The organism is Streptomyces sp. NPDC005195 (assembly GCF_040608315.1).
GTDB classification, from domain to species: Bacteria; Actinomycetota; Actinomycetes; order Streptomycetales; family Streptomycetaceae; genus Streptomyces; species Streptomyces kaempferi.
The window spans coordinates 1-16,609 of record NZ_JBEXHZ010000021.1; the positions used below are offsets into that span (position 1 = coordinate 1).

Below are 16,609 nucleotides of genomic sequence, written 5' to 3' on the forward strand. Positions count from 1 at the left end.
CACGCCAGCATCTGCTCGTGGCTCATGTCCTCGAACGACGTGGCACCGCCACTCCCCCCGCCGGACATCAGATCGCGCCCCCCGAGTCGCCGCCCACGGGCGTGCCGTCCGGCTTCGGCCCGGCGCCGCCCTCCCAGCTCCTCTTCGCCGGCGCGGGGTCGTAACTCCCGCCGTAGTGCTTCGTCGTCTCCGCACTGATCGCCGCCATACGGTCACGCACGTCCAGATCGATGTTCCGGTAACCCCTGTGCGCGGCCAGCACCGCGATGTTCATGCCCTCCATCGAGTCGGACAGCAGCTTCGACAGGCTCTCCAGCTCGGTGATCACCGTCTCGTACGAGCTGAACAGGCCGGACGCCTCCGTCCACGCCCCCGCCCCACCGCCGAACTGGTGCCGGACCAGCTGCTCCTGGCCCACCTCGCCCGAACCGGCCGCCGAACCCTTCAGGTCGCGGATCAGGTCGTCGACGCGCTTCTGGAACGTCGTGAACGACGACAGCTCGGTGACCACATCACCGACGGCGTCCCGCGCCGCGTCGAACACGCCCGACACCCACGACGACGGTCCAGGCACCGTCCCACCATCACTCGGCAACACCATCTCTCCCCCGCACAACCAAAGCAGCCGAAGCCTCGTCGGCAACTCTAGCCATCAGCTGTGACAGTCCACAGACAGCGTCTGGCAGAGAGTGACCGGAATCGGGCCCTTCCGAGGAGCGGCTCGGCCAGTCGCCGAGGCTGGTGAGGAGGGGCATGGCTCTACTCAACCCCGTTGCGAGAGACGGCACATGAGTGCCCGTACTCATATCAGGGAGCGGGAGCAGCCAGGCGTCCCAGCAGGTCAGATCGGAGCCGTTCGGCGCGAAGGCCGCCCCTGTCTCCGGCACGCGGGACTCGCTCTCCTCCCACCGGAACACAGACGGTCGTACTCCGGTGCCGCCCGCGCCCTTTCCAAGAAACACGAGAGGGAAAGAACCCCACCAAGCCCCACCCCTCCCTCCCGCCCGTCGGTCCGCCCGTCGGTCCGTCCGTCGGTCCGTCCGTCCGTCCGTCCGTCCGTCGAGCAAACTCACTCCCGCGAGTGAATATGCCAACTCAACTGGATTCGGGCCCGGTTGCCTGCCCTACGCTCAGCGCGAGGCAACACCACCGCAGACATGCGACGGCCCCCGCCGGGACTGGCATCCCGAAGCGAGGGCCTGACCACCGAGGAAGCAGGACCTTCCTGATGGATACACAAAACCCTAGCGCGCCCCCGCGCGCCCAGTCCCGTATCGCGGGCAAAAACCACTACACGGGCGCGCATCCGCACGCCCGTCCCGGCGGTGTCATCCACGACAACACCCGCCACACCACCCGCTTCACGGTGATCGGCAACCACCTCGCCCAGCACTCCGCGCTCTCAGGACTCGCGATCGGGCTGGCCGTCTACATCCAGTCGCTCCCCACAGGCGCCCGCGTGGACATCAAGACCCTCGCCGCCCGCTTCCCCGAAGGCCCCACCCGTATCGCCGCCGCCCTGCGGGAACTCGAAACCCACGGCTCCCTCCGCCGCAGCCGCGAGCGCACCCCGGGAGGCCGGATCGTCACCCGCACGATCTCCTGCAACCAGCCCGGACACCACGCGACGGCAGCCGGCACCCCCAGGAACCCGGCCGTCCGGCCGGCCGCCCCGGGGAGACGCCCGCCCCGCAAGCTCCTCCCCACCGTGCCCCAGCCCGCGTACCCCTCCCCCACCCTCCTCCGGACCGCCACCGAGCTCCTCGCCGGCCTCCGCCGCCACGACCCCCGACTCCTCCTCTCCACCACCGACGCCGAGCACCTGGCCCCCGGGGTCGCCGCGTGGCTGGAACGCGACCTCACCCCCAACGCCGTACAGCGCGCGCTGACCGTGGACCTGCCGCCGGAAGGCCTACGCCGCCCAGCCGCTCTCCTCGCCCACCGACTCGCCGCGCAGTTGCCGCCTCCGCCGCCGTTCCGCGTGCCGGTGTCGCCGTCGGCCCTACGGCATCCGCTCCAGAACTGCGAGGGCTGCGACCGCGCCTTCCGCTCCCCCATGGCCGGGCGCTGCCGCGACTGCCGATCCGATCTCACGGAGTCCGCCTAGCGGGAACGTGACGATCCAGGCCGGTGGACGGTCTCTGGGCGAACCTTCCGCGCTGTCCCGACGGGGACGCCGAACAGCCGTCTTGAAGAGCTGCGCCAGCACACTCCGCGATCTCGGTGTACGCGAAGCACGGGAGCGGCCCTGGCCCCGACCCGCGTGGCGGCGATCTCCCCTCCCCACCGGGCGTAGCCCGCCACCACTCCGCCTGGAGCACTCCCGCGCGACACCTCACCCCCGCCCGACGATGCTGAACGCATGGCAGAAGAAACCATCACACTCCCTGAGCGGCCCGAGCAGCCCCTTCCGCCTGTCCGGGACTGGCCCGCCGGTGAGCTGAACGCCACCGAGTTCGAACCGGTGCTCGCGGAGCTGATGCGGGAGGGGCCGCTGACGCGGATCCGGCTGCCGCACGGCGAGGGCTGGGCGTGGCTGGCGACGCGCCACGACGACGTCAAGATGATCACGAACGACCCCCGGTTCAGCCGGGCGGAGGCCGCCGTCCGTCAGGTCACCCGGCTGGCGCCGCACTTCGCGCCGCGGCCCGGCGCGCTGGCGTGGGCCGACCAGCCCGACCACAACCGGCTACGGCACGCCGTCTCGGCCGCCTACACGGTGAGCGCGGTCAAGCGGCTGCGTCCCCGTGCGCAGGAGATGCTCGACGCCCTGGTCGACGACATGGTGCGGGACGGGTCGCCCGCCGATCTCATCGCGCGGGTCCTCGAACCCTTCCCGATCTCGGTCGTCTGCGAGGTCATGGGCGTACCCCTGGACGAACGGCAGAAGCTGCACGCCTGGACGCGGGAGATCATCTCCACCGCGGGAGGCGCCGATGCCGCCGAGCTCGCCAAGAAGGGGCTGTTCGGGTGGATCGGGCAGGCCGTGCGCGACCGCCGCGACCGCGCGGGCGGCGGCGAGAGCGAGGACGTTCTGTCGCTGCTCGGTGCCGCCGTGCGGCGGGGCGAACTCGGCGAGGAGGAGGCGGTCAGCGTCGCCGGCCCGCTCCAGATCGGCGGAGAGGCCGTCACCAACAACTCCGGCCAGATGTTCTATCTCCTGCTGAGCCGCCCCGACCTGCTGGAGCGGCTGCGCAACGACCCCGCGTCACGCCCCGCGGCCGTCGAGGAACTCCTGCGCTACATCCCGCACCGGGCGTCCGTCGGCCTGCCCCGGATCGCCACGGAGGACGTCGATCTCCACGGTGTCCGCATCAGCGCGGGTGACGCGGTGTACGTCTCCTACCTCGCCGCGAACCGCGATCCTGCGGTCTTCGCCGACCCCGACCGGATCGACCTCGACCGGGACGCCGGCGCGCACGTGGCGTTCGGCAACGGTCCGCACTTCTGCACGGGCGCCGTCTTCTCCCGTATGCAGATCGAGCTGCTGATCGACACGCTGCTGGACCGCCTCCCGGGCCTGCGTCTCGCCGTGCCCGCCGATCAGGTCCCCTTCCGGCAGCGCACGATGATCCGCGGCCCGCTGACACTGCCCGTCGCCTGGTGAGGTGGGGAGACGGGACATGAGGTGACGTCTCGGACGGGCGCCCCCGGGAATTCCCGGGGGCGCCCGTCCGTGTCCGGAACGCGAAGGGGCCCGTACGACCGAAGTCGTACGGGCCCCTTCAAGGAGCTCGCGAGGAGCTACCAGGAGATCAGATCGACAAGAACTACTTGTTGATCTTGATGACCTGGCCGGCGCCCACGGTCCGGCCACCCTCACGGATGGCGAACTTCAGGCCCTCCTCCATGGCGACGGGCTGGATGAGGGTGACCGTCATCTCGGTGTTGTCGCCCGGCATGACCATCTCGGTGCCCTCGGGGAGGGTCACCACGCCCGTCACGTCCGTCGTACGGAAGTAGAACTGGGGACGGTAGTTGTTGAAGAACGGCGTGTGACGGCCGCCCTCGTCCTTGGACAGGATGTAGGCCTGGGCCTCGAACTCGGTGTGCGGCGTGACCGAACCGGGCTTGATGATGACCTGGCCGCGCTCGACGTCCTCGCGCTTGATGCCACGGAGGAGCAGACCGACGTTCTCGCCCGCCTGGCCCTCGTCGAGCAGCTTGCGGAACATCTCGATGCCGGTGACCGTGGTGGTGGTCTTCTCCTGCTTGATGCCCACGATGTCAACAGTCTCGTTGACCTTGAGGACACCACGCTCGATACGACCGGTGACGACGGTGCCACGACCGGTGATCGTGAAGACGTCCTCGATCGGCATCAGGAACGGCTTGTCGACGTCACGCTCGGGCTGCGGGATGCTCTCGTCGACGGCCTTCATCAGGTCGAGGACGGACTGGCCCCACTCCTTGTCACCCTCAAGGGCCTTGAGCGCCGAGACCTTGACGACCGGAAGGTCGTCGCCCGGGAACTCGTACTCGGAGAGCAGCTCACGGACCTCGAGCTCGACGAGCTCCAGGATCTCCTCGTCGTCCACCATGTCGGCCTTGTTCAGGGCGACGACGATGTACGGAACGCCGACCTGGCGGGCCAGGAGCACGTGCTCCTTGGTCTGCGGCATCGGGCCGTCCGTCGCGGCGACAACGAGGATGGCGCCGTCCATCTGCGCCGCACCCGTGATCATGTTCTTGATGTAGTCCGCGTGACCGGGGCAGTCGACGTGGGCGTAGTGACGGGTCTCCGTCTGGTACTCGACGTGCGCGATGGAGATGGTGATACCGCGCTGGCGCTCTTCAGGAGCCTTGTCGATCTGGTCGAAGGCCGAGGCCTCGTTCAGGTCCGGAAACGCGTCGTGCAGCACCTTGGTAATGGCGGCCGTGAGGGTCGTCTTACCGTGGTCGATGTGACCGATGGTGCCGATGTTGACGTGCGGCTTAGTCCGCTCGAACTTTGCCTTCGCCACTGGGGTCCTCCTGCGGAGTGGTTCTGGTACGCCTTACTCATCGGCGCCAGGTGATCTTTGCTGGGATGCCGCCCGCCGGGGTCTGCCCTCCCGGGTGAGCCCCGGCGGTCGGTGTCAAGCCTAAAGCGTGCAAACGGTGTGCGTTACTCGCCCTTGGCCTTCGCGATGATCTCCTCGGCGACGTTCCGGGGAACCTCGGCGTAGGAGTCGAACTGCATCGAGTAGCTTGCGCGACCCGACGTCTTGCTGCGGAGGTCTCCGACGTAGCCGAACATCTCCGAGAGGGGCACGAGGCCCTTCACGACGCGGGCGCCGCTGCGCTCCTCCATGGCCTGGATCTGGCCACGGCGAGAGTTGAGGTCGCCGATGACATCGCCCATCGACTCCTCGGGCGTGGTGACCTCGACGGCCATCATCGGCTCGAGCAGCACAGGGCTTGCCTTGCGCGCCGCTTCCTTGAACGCCTGCGAACCGGCGATCTTGAACGCCAGCTCGGAGGAGTCGACCTCGTGGTAGCCACCGTCGAGAAGAATGACGCGGACGCCCGTCATCTCGTAGCCGGCCAGGATGCCGAACTGCATGGCCTCCTGCGCACCGGCGTCCACCGACGGGATGTACTCCCGCGGGATACGGCCACCGGTGACCTTGTTCACGAACTCGTACGCCGGACCGTCGGTCTCGGTGATGGGCTCGATCGCGATCTGCACCTTGGCGAACTGACCGGTACCACCGGTCTGCTTCTTGTGGGTGTAGTCGTGACGCTCGACGGTCTTGCGGATCGTCTCACGGTAGGCGACCTGCGGCTTGCCGACGTTGGCCTCGACCTTGAACTCGCGCTTCATACGGTCGACCAGCACCTCGAGGTGCAACTCGCCCATACCGCCGAGGATGGTCTGGCCCGTCTCCTCGTCCGAGTGAACGTGGAAGGAGGGGTCCTCCTCCGCGAGACGCTGGATGGCAATACCCAGCTTCTCCTGGTCACCCTTGGACTTGGGCTCGATGGCGACCTGAATGACCGGCGCCGGGAAGTCCATGGACTCCAGGATCACCGGGTTCTTGTCATCACAGAGCGTCTCACCGGTCGTGGTCTGCTTCAGACCCATCACGGCGACGATGTCGCCCGCGCCCACCGCCTCGATCTCCTCACGCTTGTTCGCGTGCATACGGTAGATCTTGCCGATGCGCTCCTTCTTGCCCTTGACGGAGTTCAGCACCGCGGTGCCAGTCTCCAGGCGGCCCGAGTAGACCCGGACGAAGGTGAGCTTGCCCAGGTGCGGGTCGCTCATGATCTTGAACGCGAGCGCGGACAGCGGCTCGTCCACGGACGGCTTGCGCTTGACCACGACCTCGGGGTCCTTCACGTCGTGGCCCTCGATGGCCTCGACGTCAAGCGGGGTCGGGAGGTAGCGCACGACCGCGTCGAGCAGGGGCTGAACGCCCTTGTTCTTGAACGCGGTGCCACAGAACACCGGGGTGACCGTGACGTCGCTGGACTTGCCGGACGCGATGGTGACGCGACGGATCGCGGCGTACAGCTGCTCCTCGGTGGGCTCCTGGCCCTCCAGGAACAGCTCCATGATCTCGTCGTCGTGCTCCGCGACCGTCTCGACCAGCTGGCCGCGGTACAGCTCGGCGGCCTCGACGTGCGTGGCCGGGATGTCGACGACGTCGTACATCTCGCCCTTCGCCGCCTCGGCGGACCACACGAGCGCCTTCATGCGGACCAGGTCCACAACGCCCTTGAAGTCCATCTCGGCACCGATCGGCAGCTGCATGATGATCGGAACGGCGCCGAGGCGGTCCTTGATCATGTCCACGCAGCGGTGGAACTCGGCGCCGGTACGGTCCAGCTTGTTCACGAAGCAGATGCGCGGCACGCCGTAACGGTCGGCCTGACGCCACACCGTCTCGGACTGCGGCTCGACACCGGCGACACCGTCGAACACCGTGACGGCACCGTCGAGGACGCGGAGCGAACGCTCCACCTCGACCGTGAAGTCGACGTGACCCGGGGTGTCGATGATGTTGATCGTGTAGTCGTTGTCCTCAAGCGGCCAGTGACAGGTGGTGGCAGCAGAGGTGATCGTGATGCCACGCTCCTGCTCCTGCTCCATCCAGTCCATGGTGGCAGCGCCGTCGTGGACCTCACCGATCTTGTAGCTGACGCCGGTGTAGAAGAGGATCCGCTCGGTGGTGGTCGTCTTGCCCGCGTCGATATGAGCCATGATCCCGATGTTGCGGACCCTGGCCAGGTCAAGTGAAGTGGTAGCCATAAGGCTTCGGTCTTCTCTCGGTCTCGATGTGGGTAGCGACTACCAGCGGTAGTGCGCGAAGGCCTTGTTGGACTCGGCCATCTTGTGAGTGTCCTCGCGCTTCTTCACAGCGGCGCCGAGGCCGTTGGACGCGTCGAGAAGTTCGTTGAGCAGACGCTCGGTCATGGTCTTCTCGCGACGGGCGCGGGAGTAACCGACGAGCCAGCGCAGCGCGAGCGTGTTGGCGCGACCGGGCTTGACCTCGATCGGAACCTGGTACGTCGCACCACCGACACGGCGGGACTTGACTTCGAGCGTGGGCTTGATGTTCTCCAGCGCGCGCTTCAGCGTGATGATCGGGTCGTTGCCCGTCTTCTCACGCAGACCCTCCATGGCGCCGTAGACGATGCGCTCGGCGGTGGAGCGCTTGCCGTTCATCAGCACCTTGTTGATGAGGGAGGTCACCAGAGGGGAACCGTAGACCGGGTCGATGATGACCGGGCGCTTCGGGGCGGGGCCCTTACGAGGCATTTTCTACTTCTCCTTCTTGGCGCCGTAGCGGCTGCGGGCCTGCTTGCGGTTCTTGACACCCTGGGTGTCGAGCGAGCCTCGGATGATCTTGTAGCGAACACCCGGCAGGTCCTTCACACGGCCGCCGCGCACGAGCACGATGGAGTGCTCCTGCAGGTTGTGTCCCTCACCCGGAATGTAAGCGGTGACTTCGATCCCACTGGTCAGACGCACACGCGCGACCTTACGCAGGGCCGAGTTCGGCTTCTTCGGGGTGGTCGTGAACACGCGCGTGCAGACGCCGCGACGCTGGGGCGAACCCTCGAGTGCGGGCGTCTTGTTCTTCTCGACCTTGTCCTGCCGGCCCTTCCGGACCAGCTGCTGGATCGTAGGCACTACTTCTCCGGTTTCTGTGTGCCGAATGGTGAAGCTAACCTGGAACGCCTCCGACCCACGCGGTCGGGTGTGTCGGATACTGCAGATTTCCGCCGCGAGGCGAAAAGGGCGCAGATCACGGTGGCCGGTTACGGCTCGCCTTGCGGTTTGAAGGCACGCACGCGAGCCAGGGCACACCCCAGGCACAAGGTCTGAGCGTACCTACCTCATGGACTTCGGTCAAAACAAATGCTGTCCAGGCAGACACGCCGGACTCCCGTCCCCCTCGGCCGGGCTCGCCCACCGCGTCCGCGACGACCTGTCCAGGCCCTCGCGAACGTCCCCTCCGCGGGCCGTGCCGTGGCCGCCGGAGCCCGGCACACGGGCCGCGCATCCTGGCCGGATCGCGCCCTTTCGGGCTCGGCGGTCTTGCGCTTTCAGTACGTTGATCCGTCCGCTGCGAGGACTGGGGGACGTGCATGACGACAGGGACGGTGGCCCATCCGTCGGACGACGGGGGCCTGGACGACCGGGTGCCCTTCCTGGCCCGGCTGGAGGCCGAGGACCGTTCGGCGCTGCTCGGGCTCGGCCGCACGCTGGATTTCGCCCAGCGCATCATCCTGCTGCACCAGCACGAGCCGTCCGCGCACGTCCTCTTCCTCGTGACCGGCTGGACCAAGGTCACCGCCTCGGCCGCCAACGGGTACGAGGCGCTGCTCGCGCTGCGCGGTCCCGGTGACATCGTCGGGGAGTCCGCGGTGCTGACCGGCCGGCCGCGGTCGGCGACGGTGACCGCGCTGGAACCGGTGCGGGCGGTGGCCGTGGAGCACGAGCGCTTCCGTGATTTCCTCAGCCGTTCACCCGACGTCTCCTTCGCGCTCCTCGGCCTGACCGCGGACCGCACCCGGGCGGCCGACCGACGGCGGCTGGAGTTCGCCTCGATGAGCGTGCGACAGCGTTTCGCGGTCCTGCTCCTGGACCTGGCCCGGACCCACGGCCGCCGCACCGCCGAGGGCATCGAGCTCGCGGTGCCGCTGAGCAAGCAGGAACTGGCGGGCTCGGTCGGCGCGTCGCGCGAGATGGTGCAGCGGCTGCTCAGAGAACTCCGCGACAAGCAGGCGGTCTCCACGGGACGCCGCACGCTGCTGATCCTGCGCCCCGACATACTCCGCCGCATCGCGGCCACGGAGTTCCCGGCCGGCGGGATCCCGTCCCCTCAGGCCCCTCGGGAGGGGGAGGGGCGGCTGCCTCGGAGTGGGGCGGCCGGGGAAGCGTAGGCGCGGCGGGAGGCGGACGGCGCCAGGAGGGAAGTGGGGCGCGGGCTCGTAGTCAGGGGCGCCGGTGGAATCGGAGGTGCCGGCCGAGTCGAGGCGCGGGCGTAGTCAGGGGCGCGGGCGAGGGCAGGGGCGCCCGCGGAGTCGGTGAGCGCCGTCCGGGATGACCGAGGAGACGGATCGCCGCCCGTTCTTCCTGGGCGTCCCCGGGTGTCCCCTCGCCCCCAGGGGCCCGTCTGTGCACACGGTCACACTCCGAGTGGGTCATCCGCCCTCACGGCCCGGGGCGTCCTGCCATCAGGCTGCTGCTCTGCACGGCACACCTCCGAGAGGCGACCATGACCCACCCCGTGAGCCGCACGATCCTGTTGCTGGACATCGAGAGGTTCAGCGACCGGGACGACGTGGAGCAGGCGTATCTGCGGCGCATGCTCTACGACATCACCGACCGCGCCCTGGAGCACGCCGGCATCGACGAGACCCGGCGGCTGCGTGCCGACCGCGGCGACTCCGTGATGGCGCTCATCGACGCGAACGCCCCGGTGACCACCCTGCTGCGCGCGCTGCTCACGGAAGTCCCGGCCCAGCTGAGGACCGTCAACCGCATGGCGTCCCGCTCCGCCCAGATCCGCCTGCGCGGCGTCCTCGCCACCGGCTACGTCGCGGTCGACGCGCTCGACGGCTGGGTCGGCTCCGACCTGAACCACGCCTGCCGCCTGCTGGACGCCCACCACCTGCGTGCCGCCCTGCGCGAGCGCGCCGACGACTTCGCCCTCTGTGTCTCCGACGCGCTCTACACCGGCGTCGTACGGCACGACCACCCCGGAGTCCCGGCCGCCGACTTCCGCCCGATGACGGTGGACAGCAAGAACGGCCCGCTGAAGGCCTGGCTGCACGGACCGCTCCCCGGCGGCCCGGCGCCCACACGCGACCACGGTGACACGGGGACGGGGGAGACCGGGGTGCCGGGCGGTTCGGGGGACCGCCCGGCACCCGCGGTCCCCCATCGGGGCGGCCCCGGCGAGGACCGCCCGGCGCCGGCCGGATCAGGGGGAGCCCCGGCGCCGGGCCCCACGCTCCGCATCGACGGCGGCTCCGTCGACATCAGCGGTGGGGTGTTCGGCGGCAACCAGTACGGCGGGATCAGCGGCGGCCGCTTCAGCGGCGACGTCACCTTCGGCGCGCCCGGCGACCAGGAGCGGGGTGGCGGCGCGTGAGTACCCAGGAGCCGGCGGCCCAGGGTTCTCCGGCCGTCCCCCGCCCAGGACCCGACGCCCCGGGCTCCGGACGCGGCGGCCCCGGCCCGGCGGCGGACCAGCCCCCCGCGGCCCCCGTACCCGAGGACACCCCCCGCGGCGACGACCACGAAGCGTCCGAGGAGCACGACCAGCCCCAGAACGCCTGGTCGGCCCGGCGTGACCTGGTCGACCACAGCCCCCGGACCATGAACGTCGGCGCCCGGGCCCGCTTCGGCGGCGGCCTGCTCGGGGGTGACCAGCACGGCGGAATCAGCGGCGGTCACTTCACCGGCGACGTGTTCATGGGCAGCAGGACGGAGATCTACCACCTGGGGGCGGCCGGCACGGCCCCGCCCGCACCGTCCGCCGGTGAGGTCCCGCGCTCCACCCTGGAGCGGTTGGACGGGAGCTTCGTCGCCGACGACGGGGTCATGGCCGGCCTGCTCGACCGGCTGCGCCGCGACCGCGTCCTGGTCCTGTCCGGCGCCCGTTTCACCGGCAGACGCACGGCCGCCCTGATGCTCCTGCACCGCCTCGGCGCGGCCCCCCTCCGCACCCTGCTTCCCGACACCGCCCCGGGCGCGCTCGCGGACGGGTTCACGGCGGAGGCGGAGGAGAAGCGTGACGGCGCCCCCGCGCGCGGGTACGTCCTGTGCGACCTCGCCACCCGCCGGGACCGCCCGCTGCGCGAACCCCATCTGCTCGCCGCCCGGGACCGCCTCGCCGAGCAGGACGCCTACCTGGTGATCACCGTCGGCGCCGGCGCCGCGCTGGCGGACGTCCCCGCCGTGCGCTGGGAGCCACCGGCCGCGGCCGACGTCCTCGCCGCCCACCTGCGCGCCCGCACCGACGAGGAGAGCGCCGCCAAGCTGCTCGGACTCCCCGACGTCACCGAATTCCTCGGCCGCGGACACCAGTCGCGCGAGGTCGCCGCCTTCGCCCGGCTGCTCGGGCGGTACGCGGCCGGGGAGGTGACCGAGGACGCCGTGGCGCGCTTCTCGCTCGTGTCGCTGGAGAACCAGGTCCAGGAGTGGTTCGAGGAGGACGAGGCGTCGATCCACCTGCGGGACAAGGCGTTCCTCGTCGCCCTGGCCGCCTTCGACGGCGGCCCGTACGCCCTCACCGCCGAACTCAGCGATCTGCTCTACCGGTTCCTCCAGGAGACCGAGAACCGGGCCCGCGTCCCGGAGGTCCCCGTCTTCGGCACCCACGTCGGCAAACGCCTCCAACTGGCCCGCGCCCACCGCTACGAGGAGGACGAGCACACCGAATGGGGCCCGGTGACGCAGCGGAAGGCCGCGTTCCGGGACGACAGGGCCTCCCTGGTGCTGCTGCGCGAGGTGTGGACGGGCCACCCGTCCGCCCGGCCCGCCCTGATCGCCTGGCTGCGCCGGCTCGCCGACGACGGCCGCCCCCTGGTCCGTACCCGGGCCGCCTCCACCGTCGCCGTCCTCGCCCGTACCGACCTGCCCTCCGCGATGGCCCTGGTCATCGAACCCTGGGGCACCTCCAAGCTGTTCCGGCACCGGCTCGTCGCCGTCAACGCGCTCACCCTCGCGCACCTCGTCGGCACCCCCAACATCCCGCGCATCCTCGACGACTGGTGCACCCACGACGACCCGCGGCTGCGCTGGGTGGCGGCGCGGGCGTACGCGCTGATCGGGCCCGAGCGGCCGGTACAGGCGCTCGCGGCGCTGCGCGGCGCCGTCCGCCGGCTGTACACGGACGCCCCCGACGACCTGGACGGCGAGATGGCGCGCGAACTCGCCGAGGCCGTGGAGCTGCTGCTCCTCTCCCCCGCCAGCGACCTCGTGCTCGCCGAGCTGCTCGGCCGCCTCGACGACGACCGTGCCGTGCACGACCTGGCCCTCGGCGGCTTCGTCAACGCCTGCCGCCGCACCGAGGACGACGAGCGGTACGGCACCCCGCTGGTCCTCGGCTGGTACGCGCGGGCGGCGACCGAGGACGCGGCGGCCGCCCACGGCATCCCGGCCCTGTGGCGGTCGGCCCTCGCCGACTCCCGGGCCACCCGGCACGCGCTCGACGTGCTGCGCGACTGGGTGCTGATCGCCGACCGGACGCCGGCCACCGAATGGGCGCTGGCCGCCCTGCTGCCCGCTCTCGTCACCACGCCCGCCGAACACCAGCGGCTGAGCCATCTGCTGCGCACCATGCCCGGCGAGGACGGAGCGCCCCCGCCCCTGGTGGCCGCCCGTCTGCTGACCACCCTTCCGGCCCGCTGACCGGGGCCCGCCGCCAGACCCTTCCGACCCAGGCGACCGGAGGCGAAGCGCCCCGGTGTTCCCGAGGAGACACGCACATGCCCACCTTCAACCGCCCGCCCGAGTGGCAGCAGCAGGCGGACCGGCACTCCGACCTGGTCGACCCGGTGCTCACCGTGCGCCAGCTGTCGCGCTTCGAGCTCTCGCTGAAGCATCTGGTCCGCATCGACCACGCCCTGGTCTTCTCCACTCCCAAGGGCGGCTACGAGACGTATCTGCCGCCCCGGCGGCCGACGCGCGGCGAGATCGCGGCGAAGCGGTACTCGGCCGTCTACGAGGTGGACATGGGCGTGCACCCCCACTCGGCCGAACTCACCCTGCCGAGCGACAACGACGCCTTCGAGTTCACCGCGGTCCTCGACCTGTCCTGGCAGGTCCTCGATCCGGGCCGGTTCGTGGAGAGCGGCCACCGGAACGTACCGGCGACGCTCATCGGCGAACTCCAGCAGGCGGCCCGGCCGGTGAGCCGCCGCTTCGCCATCGCGGACAGCGCCGCGGCCGAACGGGAACTGCTCCAGGCGGTCACCGTCCTCGGGCCGCTCGGGGCACCGGCGGGACTGCAGGTCACCTGGACCCTGCGGCTCCGCCGCGACCAGGCGAACATCGAGCACCAGCAGCGGCTGCAGGCCATCGAGTACTCCGCCGCCGAACAGGTGCGGGTGGCGCGACGCGGCATGGAGGTCGACGTCGAGGCCGACCGCCGGTTCCGGCAGCAGGACGCCCTGCAGATCGACCGGGCGATGGCCTACGGCGGCCGGCAGCAGGAACTCGCGCTCCAGCAGCAGCGGTGGGAGCACGAGCAGGCGCTCCTGCACAACGGGCAGCAGCACCAGCTCGCCCTCCAGCAGGGGCACCAGCAGATCGAACTCCAGAAGCTGGAGGAGGAGAAGATCGCCTTCTACCAGTGGCACCTCCAGCAGGGCGGTGTCCATGCCTGGGCGCTGCACCTCGCGCAGCGCCCGGACGACTCCCACCTCGTCATGTCCAGCATGCGCGAGGACCAGCTCCGGATGATCCAGGCCCAGATGGACCTGGTGAAGCAGCTGCTGAGCGGCGACACCGCCGAGGGCTACGAACTGGAGGGCCCCAAGCAGCTGGCCCTGCGCACGGTCAGCGACATCCTCAACCAGCGCCTCCCTGGGGTCCCGCAGACGCCTCCCCTCCTCCCGTCGGCCGCCGGTCCGGCGTATCCGGACCCGCCGCTGCCGGGCCACGCGCCCACCGGTCCCGGCCCTGCCGAACCTCCGGTTCCCGGCGGGCCGCCGCTCCAGGACCCCATGGCGCAGGCCCCCGGCCTCGACGGCCTCCTCGCGCCGACGCCTACGTCCGCACCCGCGCCGACGCCCACTTCCGCACCGGCGCCGGCACCCGGAGCAGGCGCCGCCGCGCAGCCCTATGGGGCGTACGGGGCGTACAGCGGGCAGACGGGCCCGGCGACGGGTCAGTACACCGGCGTCCGGCCGGGACCGGCGGGAAGCCCGTACGGGGCCCCTGGCGGTCCCACCTGGCAGTCCCCGCAGCCGTACGCCCCGCCGCCCCCGCTCGTGCCCCCGCTGGTGCCTCCGGCCTCTCACCCGGGCGTTCCCGCCCCGCCGGCCGGGCCCGTGGCGCCCGAAGCCCCGGCCTGGCAGCCGCCCCCGGGCTACGGCAGTTCCCCGACCCTGCCCGCACAGGACGGGGCAGCCGTCGCCCACCCGGCCGACGGCACCCCCCGGCCCGGCGAGCCGGGGGCCGGCGCCCGGGAGGACGGCACATGACGGCACTCGACCCGGTACCCGTCCCGACGCCCGCCACCGGCCCGGACGGGGACCCGGCGGCTCCGCCCGGAGTCCCGCCCGGAGTCCCCGTCGCGGGCGCTCCCCTCCCGGCCCGCCACCCGGACGGCAGCACGCCCGAGATCGTCCGCCTGTGCGAGCGCCTCCTCGCGGACCTCCGCGCCGAGATCACCCGCGCCGACAGCAAGGCGTCGGTCCTGGTCGCCGCGCTCGGTATGACCGCGGGCGTCTTCAGCGGTCTGCTCGCGGGGCACGACTGGACCCCGGCCGCGCTCTCCGTCCCGGGTGCGGCGCTGTGCTGGGCGGGCGTCGGCTCCCTCGCCGTCTCCCTGCTCGCCCTGCTGCTGGCCGTACTCCCGCGCTACGGCGCCCCGGCCTGGGCGCCGGGGCACCCGCTGTCGTACTTCGGCGACATCCAGCAGGCCGTACGGCTCGGCTGTCTGCGGACCGCCCTCGCCGACACCGGGCGCGATCCCACCGGAGGCCTCGCGAAGGCCCTCACCGAGACGAGCCGGATCGCCGCGCGCAAACACCAGTGGATCCGCACCGGGCTGATCGCCTTCTGCGTCGGCACGGTCCTGCTGCCCGCCTCACTGCTGATCGGCTGACACCGGCCGGCCGTACTCCCCGCTCGTCCCCACGCAAAGGAAGCATCGTGACCCAGCCGCCGTCCTCACCACCGGAGTATCCCCAGTACGCCGCGCCACCCCAGTCCCAGGTGCCCCCGCCCTACCCGGGACAACAGCCACCGCCCTACCCCGGTGAACAGCGCCCCGCCCATCCAGGTCGACAGGCCCCGTCGTATCCAGGCCAACACCCGCAGGCCCCGCACCACCCACAGCCACCGCACCACACGCAGGCCGCCGCACCCCCGTCCCCGCCCGCGTACCCGCACGCCGCCGCACCCACGGTCCCGGCCCAGGCCCTCTCCCCCGACGACCCCGCCCACCCGCACCACATCAGCACCGACCACGGCCGCGTCCACCTCCGCAGTCAGCAGCGCCGGACCGACTCCACGGCCGTCGGCAATCTGCTGCTCCACCTGCCGAACTTCCTCTGCAGCCTGTTCGTCGTCGGCCTGTTCTCCGCCTTCTTCGGCGACCTCGGGTTCCTCGTGGTCCTCGCCTGGCTGGCCAGCGGCGCACTGGTGTTCCACCGGCCCACGGAAAGCGCCGTCGCGCGCCGTCTGCTCCGCCTGCGCTACCCCACTCCGCAAGAACGAGCCAAACTCGAACCGGTCTGGCACGAGGTCACCGCGCGCGCCGGTGTCGAGGGCCGCACCTACGAACTGTGGGTGGAGGACAGCGACGGCCTGAACGCGGTCGCCGCCGCCGGCCACATCGTCGGCGTCACCCGCTTCGCCATGAACCACCTCCCCAACGGGGAACTCGCCGCGGTCCTCGCGCACGAACTGGGCCACCACGTCGGCGGCCACGCCTGGTCCTCCCTGCTCGGCTACTGGTACGCGCTGCCCGGCCGGCTCGCCTGGCGGGTCCTGCGCGGGTTCGCGAGCATCGTCTTCAAGGTGTCGCGCGCGTTCTCCTGCTTCGGGGCCGCGTTCGTGGTGCTGGTCCTCGGCGGCCTCGCCCTGGCGACGGTCGGCACGCTGTACGGCCTTCCGCTGCTCGTCCTGGCCGTGCCGTACGCCCTCGCCGCCGTCGGGCGCCGGGCCGAACTCCGCGCCGACGAGCACGCCGCGGCCCTCGGCTTCGCCCCGATGCTGGCCGCCGTCCTCCACAAGCTGCACCAGCAGGAGCAGTACGAGACGGCCGCGCTCACCGTCCGCAACGGGGGTGCGGCCCCGCGGGAGAGCTCGCTCAGCAAGCTGCTCTCGTCCCACCCGGACCACTACACACGGCTGCACCACCTCCAGCCGTATCTCCAGCCGCCCGGCTGACGACGCCGGGCCGGCCCACCGGCCGCTCCGCTGACGCCCGGA

The 16,609-nt window shown here is 71.1% G+C and carries 13 protein-coding genes; 8 read left to right on the top strand and 5 right to left on the bottom strand.

Going from position 1 to position 16,609, the window contains the following annotated elements; translation table 11 throughout:
- Positions 1-67: 67 nt before the first annotated feature.
- Positions 68-574, bottom strand: a complete 507-nt coding sequence (locus ABZV34_RS21660) for a hypothetical protein (protein WP_356278923.1) — start codon at positions 572-574, stop codon at positions 68-70.
- A gap of 654 nt (positions 575-1,228) precedes the next feature.
- On the opposite strand from ABZV34_RS21660, the gene ABZV34_RS21665 reads away from it, so the two are divergent.
- Both ABZV34_RS21665 and ABZV34_RS21670 read left to right on the top strand, forming a co-directional pair.
- Positions 1,229-2,107, top strand: a complete 879-nt coding sequence (locus tag ABZV34_RS21665) for a helix-turn-helix domain-containing protein (RefSeq protein ID WP_356278926.1) — start codon at positions 1,229-1,231, stop codon at positions 2,105-2,107.
- 255 nt (positions 2,108-2,362) lie between these two features.
- Entirely contained in the window at positions 2,363-3,607 is a 1,245-nt protein-coding gene (locus tag ABZV34_RS21670) for a cytochrome P450 (RefSeq protein WP_356278929.1), read from the top strand.
- A gap of 163 nt (positions 3,608-3,770) precedes the next feature.
- Here ABZV34_RS21670 and tuf read toward each other — a convergent pair whose 3' ends face one another.
- The 4 genes from tuf to rpsL all read right to left on the bottom strand — a co-directional run bounded on the left by tuf (position 3,771) and on the right by rpsL (position 8,122).
- On the bottom strand, positions 3,771-4,964 hold the full coding sequence (gene tuf / locus ABZV34_RS21675; protein ID WP_356278932.1) for an elongation factor Tu: 1,194 nt from the start codon (positions 4,962-4,964) through the stop codon (positions 3,771-3,773).
- 143 nt (positions 4,965-5,107) lie between these two features.
- Positions 5,108-7,237: an elongation factor G gene (fusA, locus tag ABZV34_RS21680; protein WP_356278935.1), complete on the bottom strand. Its 2,130-nt coding sequence runs from the start codon at positions 7,235-7,237 to the stop codon at positions 5,108-5,110.
- Positions 7,238-7,276: 39 nt separating this feature from the next.
- Entirely contained in the window at positions 7,277-7,747 is a 471-nt protein-coding gene (rpsG, locus tag ABZV34_RS21685; protein ID WP_181650348.1) for a 30S ribosomal protein S7, read from the bottom strand.
- A gap of 3 nt (positions 7,748-7,750) precedes the next feature.
- Complete coding sequence (gene rpsL / locus ABZV34_RS21690) at positions 7,751-8,122, bottom strand: 30S ribosomal protein S12 (protein ID WP_003948652.1); 372 nt, start codon at positions 8,120-8,122, stop codon at positions 7,751-7,753.
- A 458-nt stretch (positions 8,123-8,580) separates the two neighbouring features.
- On the opposite strand from rpsL, the gene ABZV34_RS21695 reads away from it, so the two are divergent.
- The 6 genes from ABZV34_RS21695 (at position 8,581) to ABZV34_RS21720 (ending at position 16,567) form a co-directional block, all read left to right on the top strand.
- Positions 8,581-9,378 (top strand): Crp/Fnr family transcriptional regulator, encoded by a 798-nt coding sequence (locus ABZV34_RS21695; RefSeq protein WP_356278938.1) that lies wholly within the window; start codon positions 8,581-8,583, stop codon positions 9,376-9,378.
- Positions 9,379-9,713: 335 nt separating this feature from the next.
- Positions 9,714-10,592, top strand: coding sequence for a hypothetical protein (locus ABZV34_RS21700; protein WP_356278941.1), 879 nt, complete (start codon positions 9,714-9,716; stop codon positions 10,590-10,592).
- Positions 10,589-12,856, top strand: a complete 2,268-nt coding sequence (locus ABZV34_RS21705; protein WP_356278944.1) for a hypothetical protein — start codon at positions 10,589-10,591, stop codon at positions 12,854-12,856. The genes ABZV34_RS21700 and ABZV34_RS21705 overlap by 4 nt, the downstream gene beginning before the upstream one ends.
- Before the next feature lie 77 nt (positions 12,857-12,933).
- Positions 12,934-14,652: a hypothetical protein gene (locus ABZV34_RS21710; RefSeq protein ID WP_356278947.1), complete on the top strand. Its 1,719-nt coding sequence runs from the start codon at positions 12,934-12,936 to the stop codon at positions 14,650-14,652.
- Positions 14,649-15,278, top strand: coding sequence for a Pycsar system effector family protein (locus ABZV34_RS21715; protein ID WP_356278951.1), 630 nt, complete (start codon positions 14,649-14,651; stop codon positions 15,276-15,278). The genes ABZV34_RS21710 and ABZV34_RS21715 overlap by 4 nt, the downstream gene beginning before the upstream one ends.
- A gap of 47 nt (positions 15,279-15,325) precedes the next feature.
- Positions 15,326-16,567: a M48 family metalloprotease gene (locus ABZV34_RS21720; protein WP_356278954.1), complete on the top strand. Its 1,242-nt coding sequence runs from the start codon at positions 15,326-15,328 to the stop codon at positions 16,565-16,567.
- Positions 16,568-16,609: the final 42 nt, after the last annotated feature.

Coding starts and splice junctions, on each gene's coding strand:
- ABZV34_RS21665 (WP_356278926.1), top strand. CDS start 1,229: ATGGATACACAAAACCCTAGCGCGCCCCCGCGCGCCCAGTCCCGTATC.
- ABZV34_RS21670 (WP_356278929.1), top strand. CDS start 2,363: ATGGCAGAAGAAACCATCACACTCCCTGAGCGGCCCGAGCAGCCCCTT.
- fusA (WP_356278935.1), bottom strand. CDS start 7,237: ATGGCTACCACTTCACTTGACCTGGCCAGGGTCCGCAACATCGGGATC.
- rpsG (WP_181650348.1), bottom strand. CDS start 7,747: ATGCCTCGTAAGGGCCCCGCCCCGAAGCGCCCGGTCATCATCGACCCG.
- ABZV34_RS21695 (WP_356278938.1), top strand. CDS start 8,581: ATGACGACAGGGACGGTGGCCCATCCGTCGGACGACGGGGGCCTGGAC.
- ABZV34_RS21700 (WP_356278941.1), top strand. CDS start 9,714: ATGACCCACCCCGTGAGCCGCACGATCCTGTTGCTGGACATCGAGAGG.
- ABZV34_RS21710 (WP_356278947.1), top strand. CDS start 12,934: ATGCCCACCTTCAACCGCCCGCCCGAGTGGCAGCAGCAGGCGGACCGG.
- ABZV34_RS21715 (WP_356278951.1), top strand. CDS start 14,649: ATGACGGCACTCGACCCGGTACCCGTCCCGACGCCCGCCACCGGCCCG.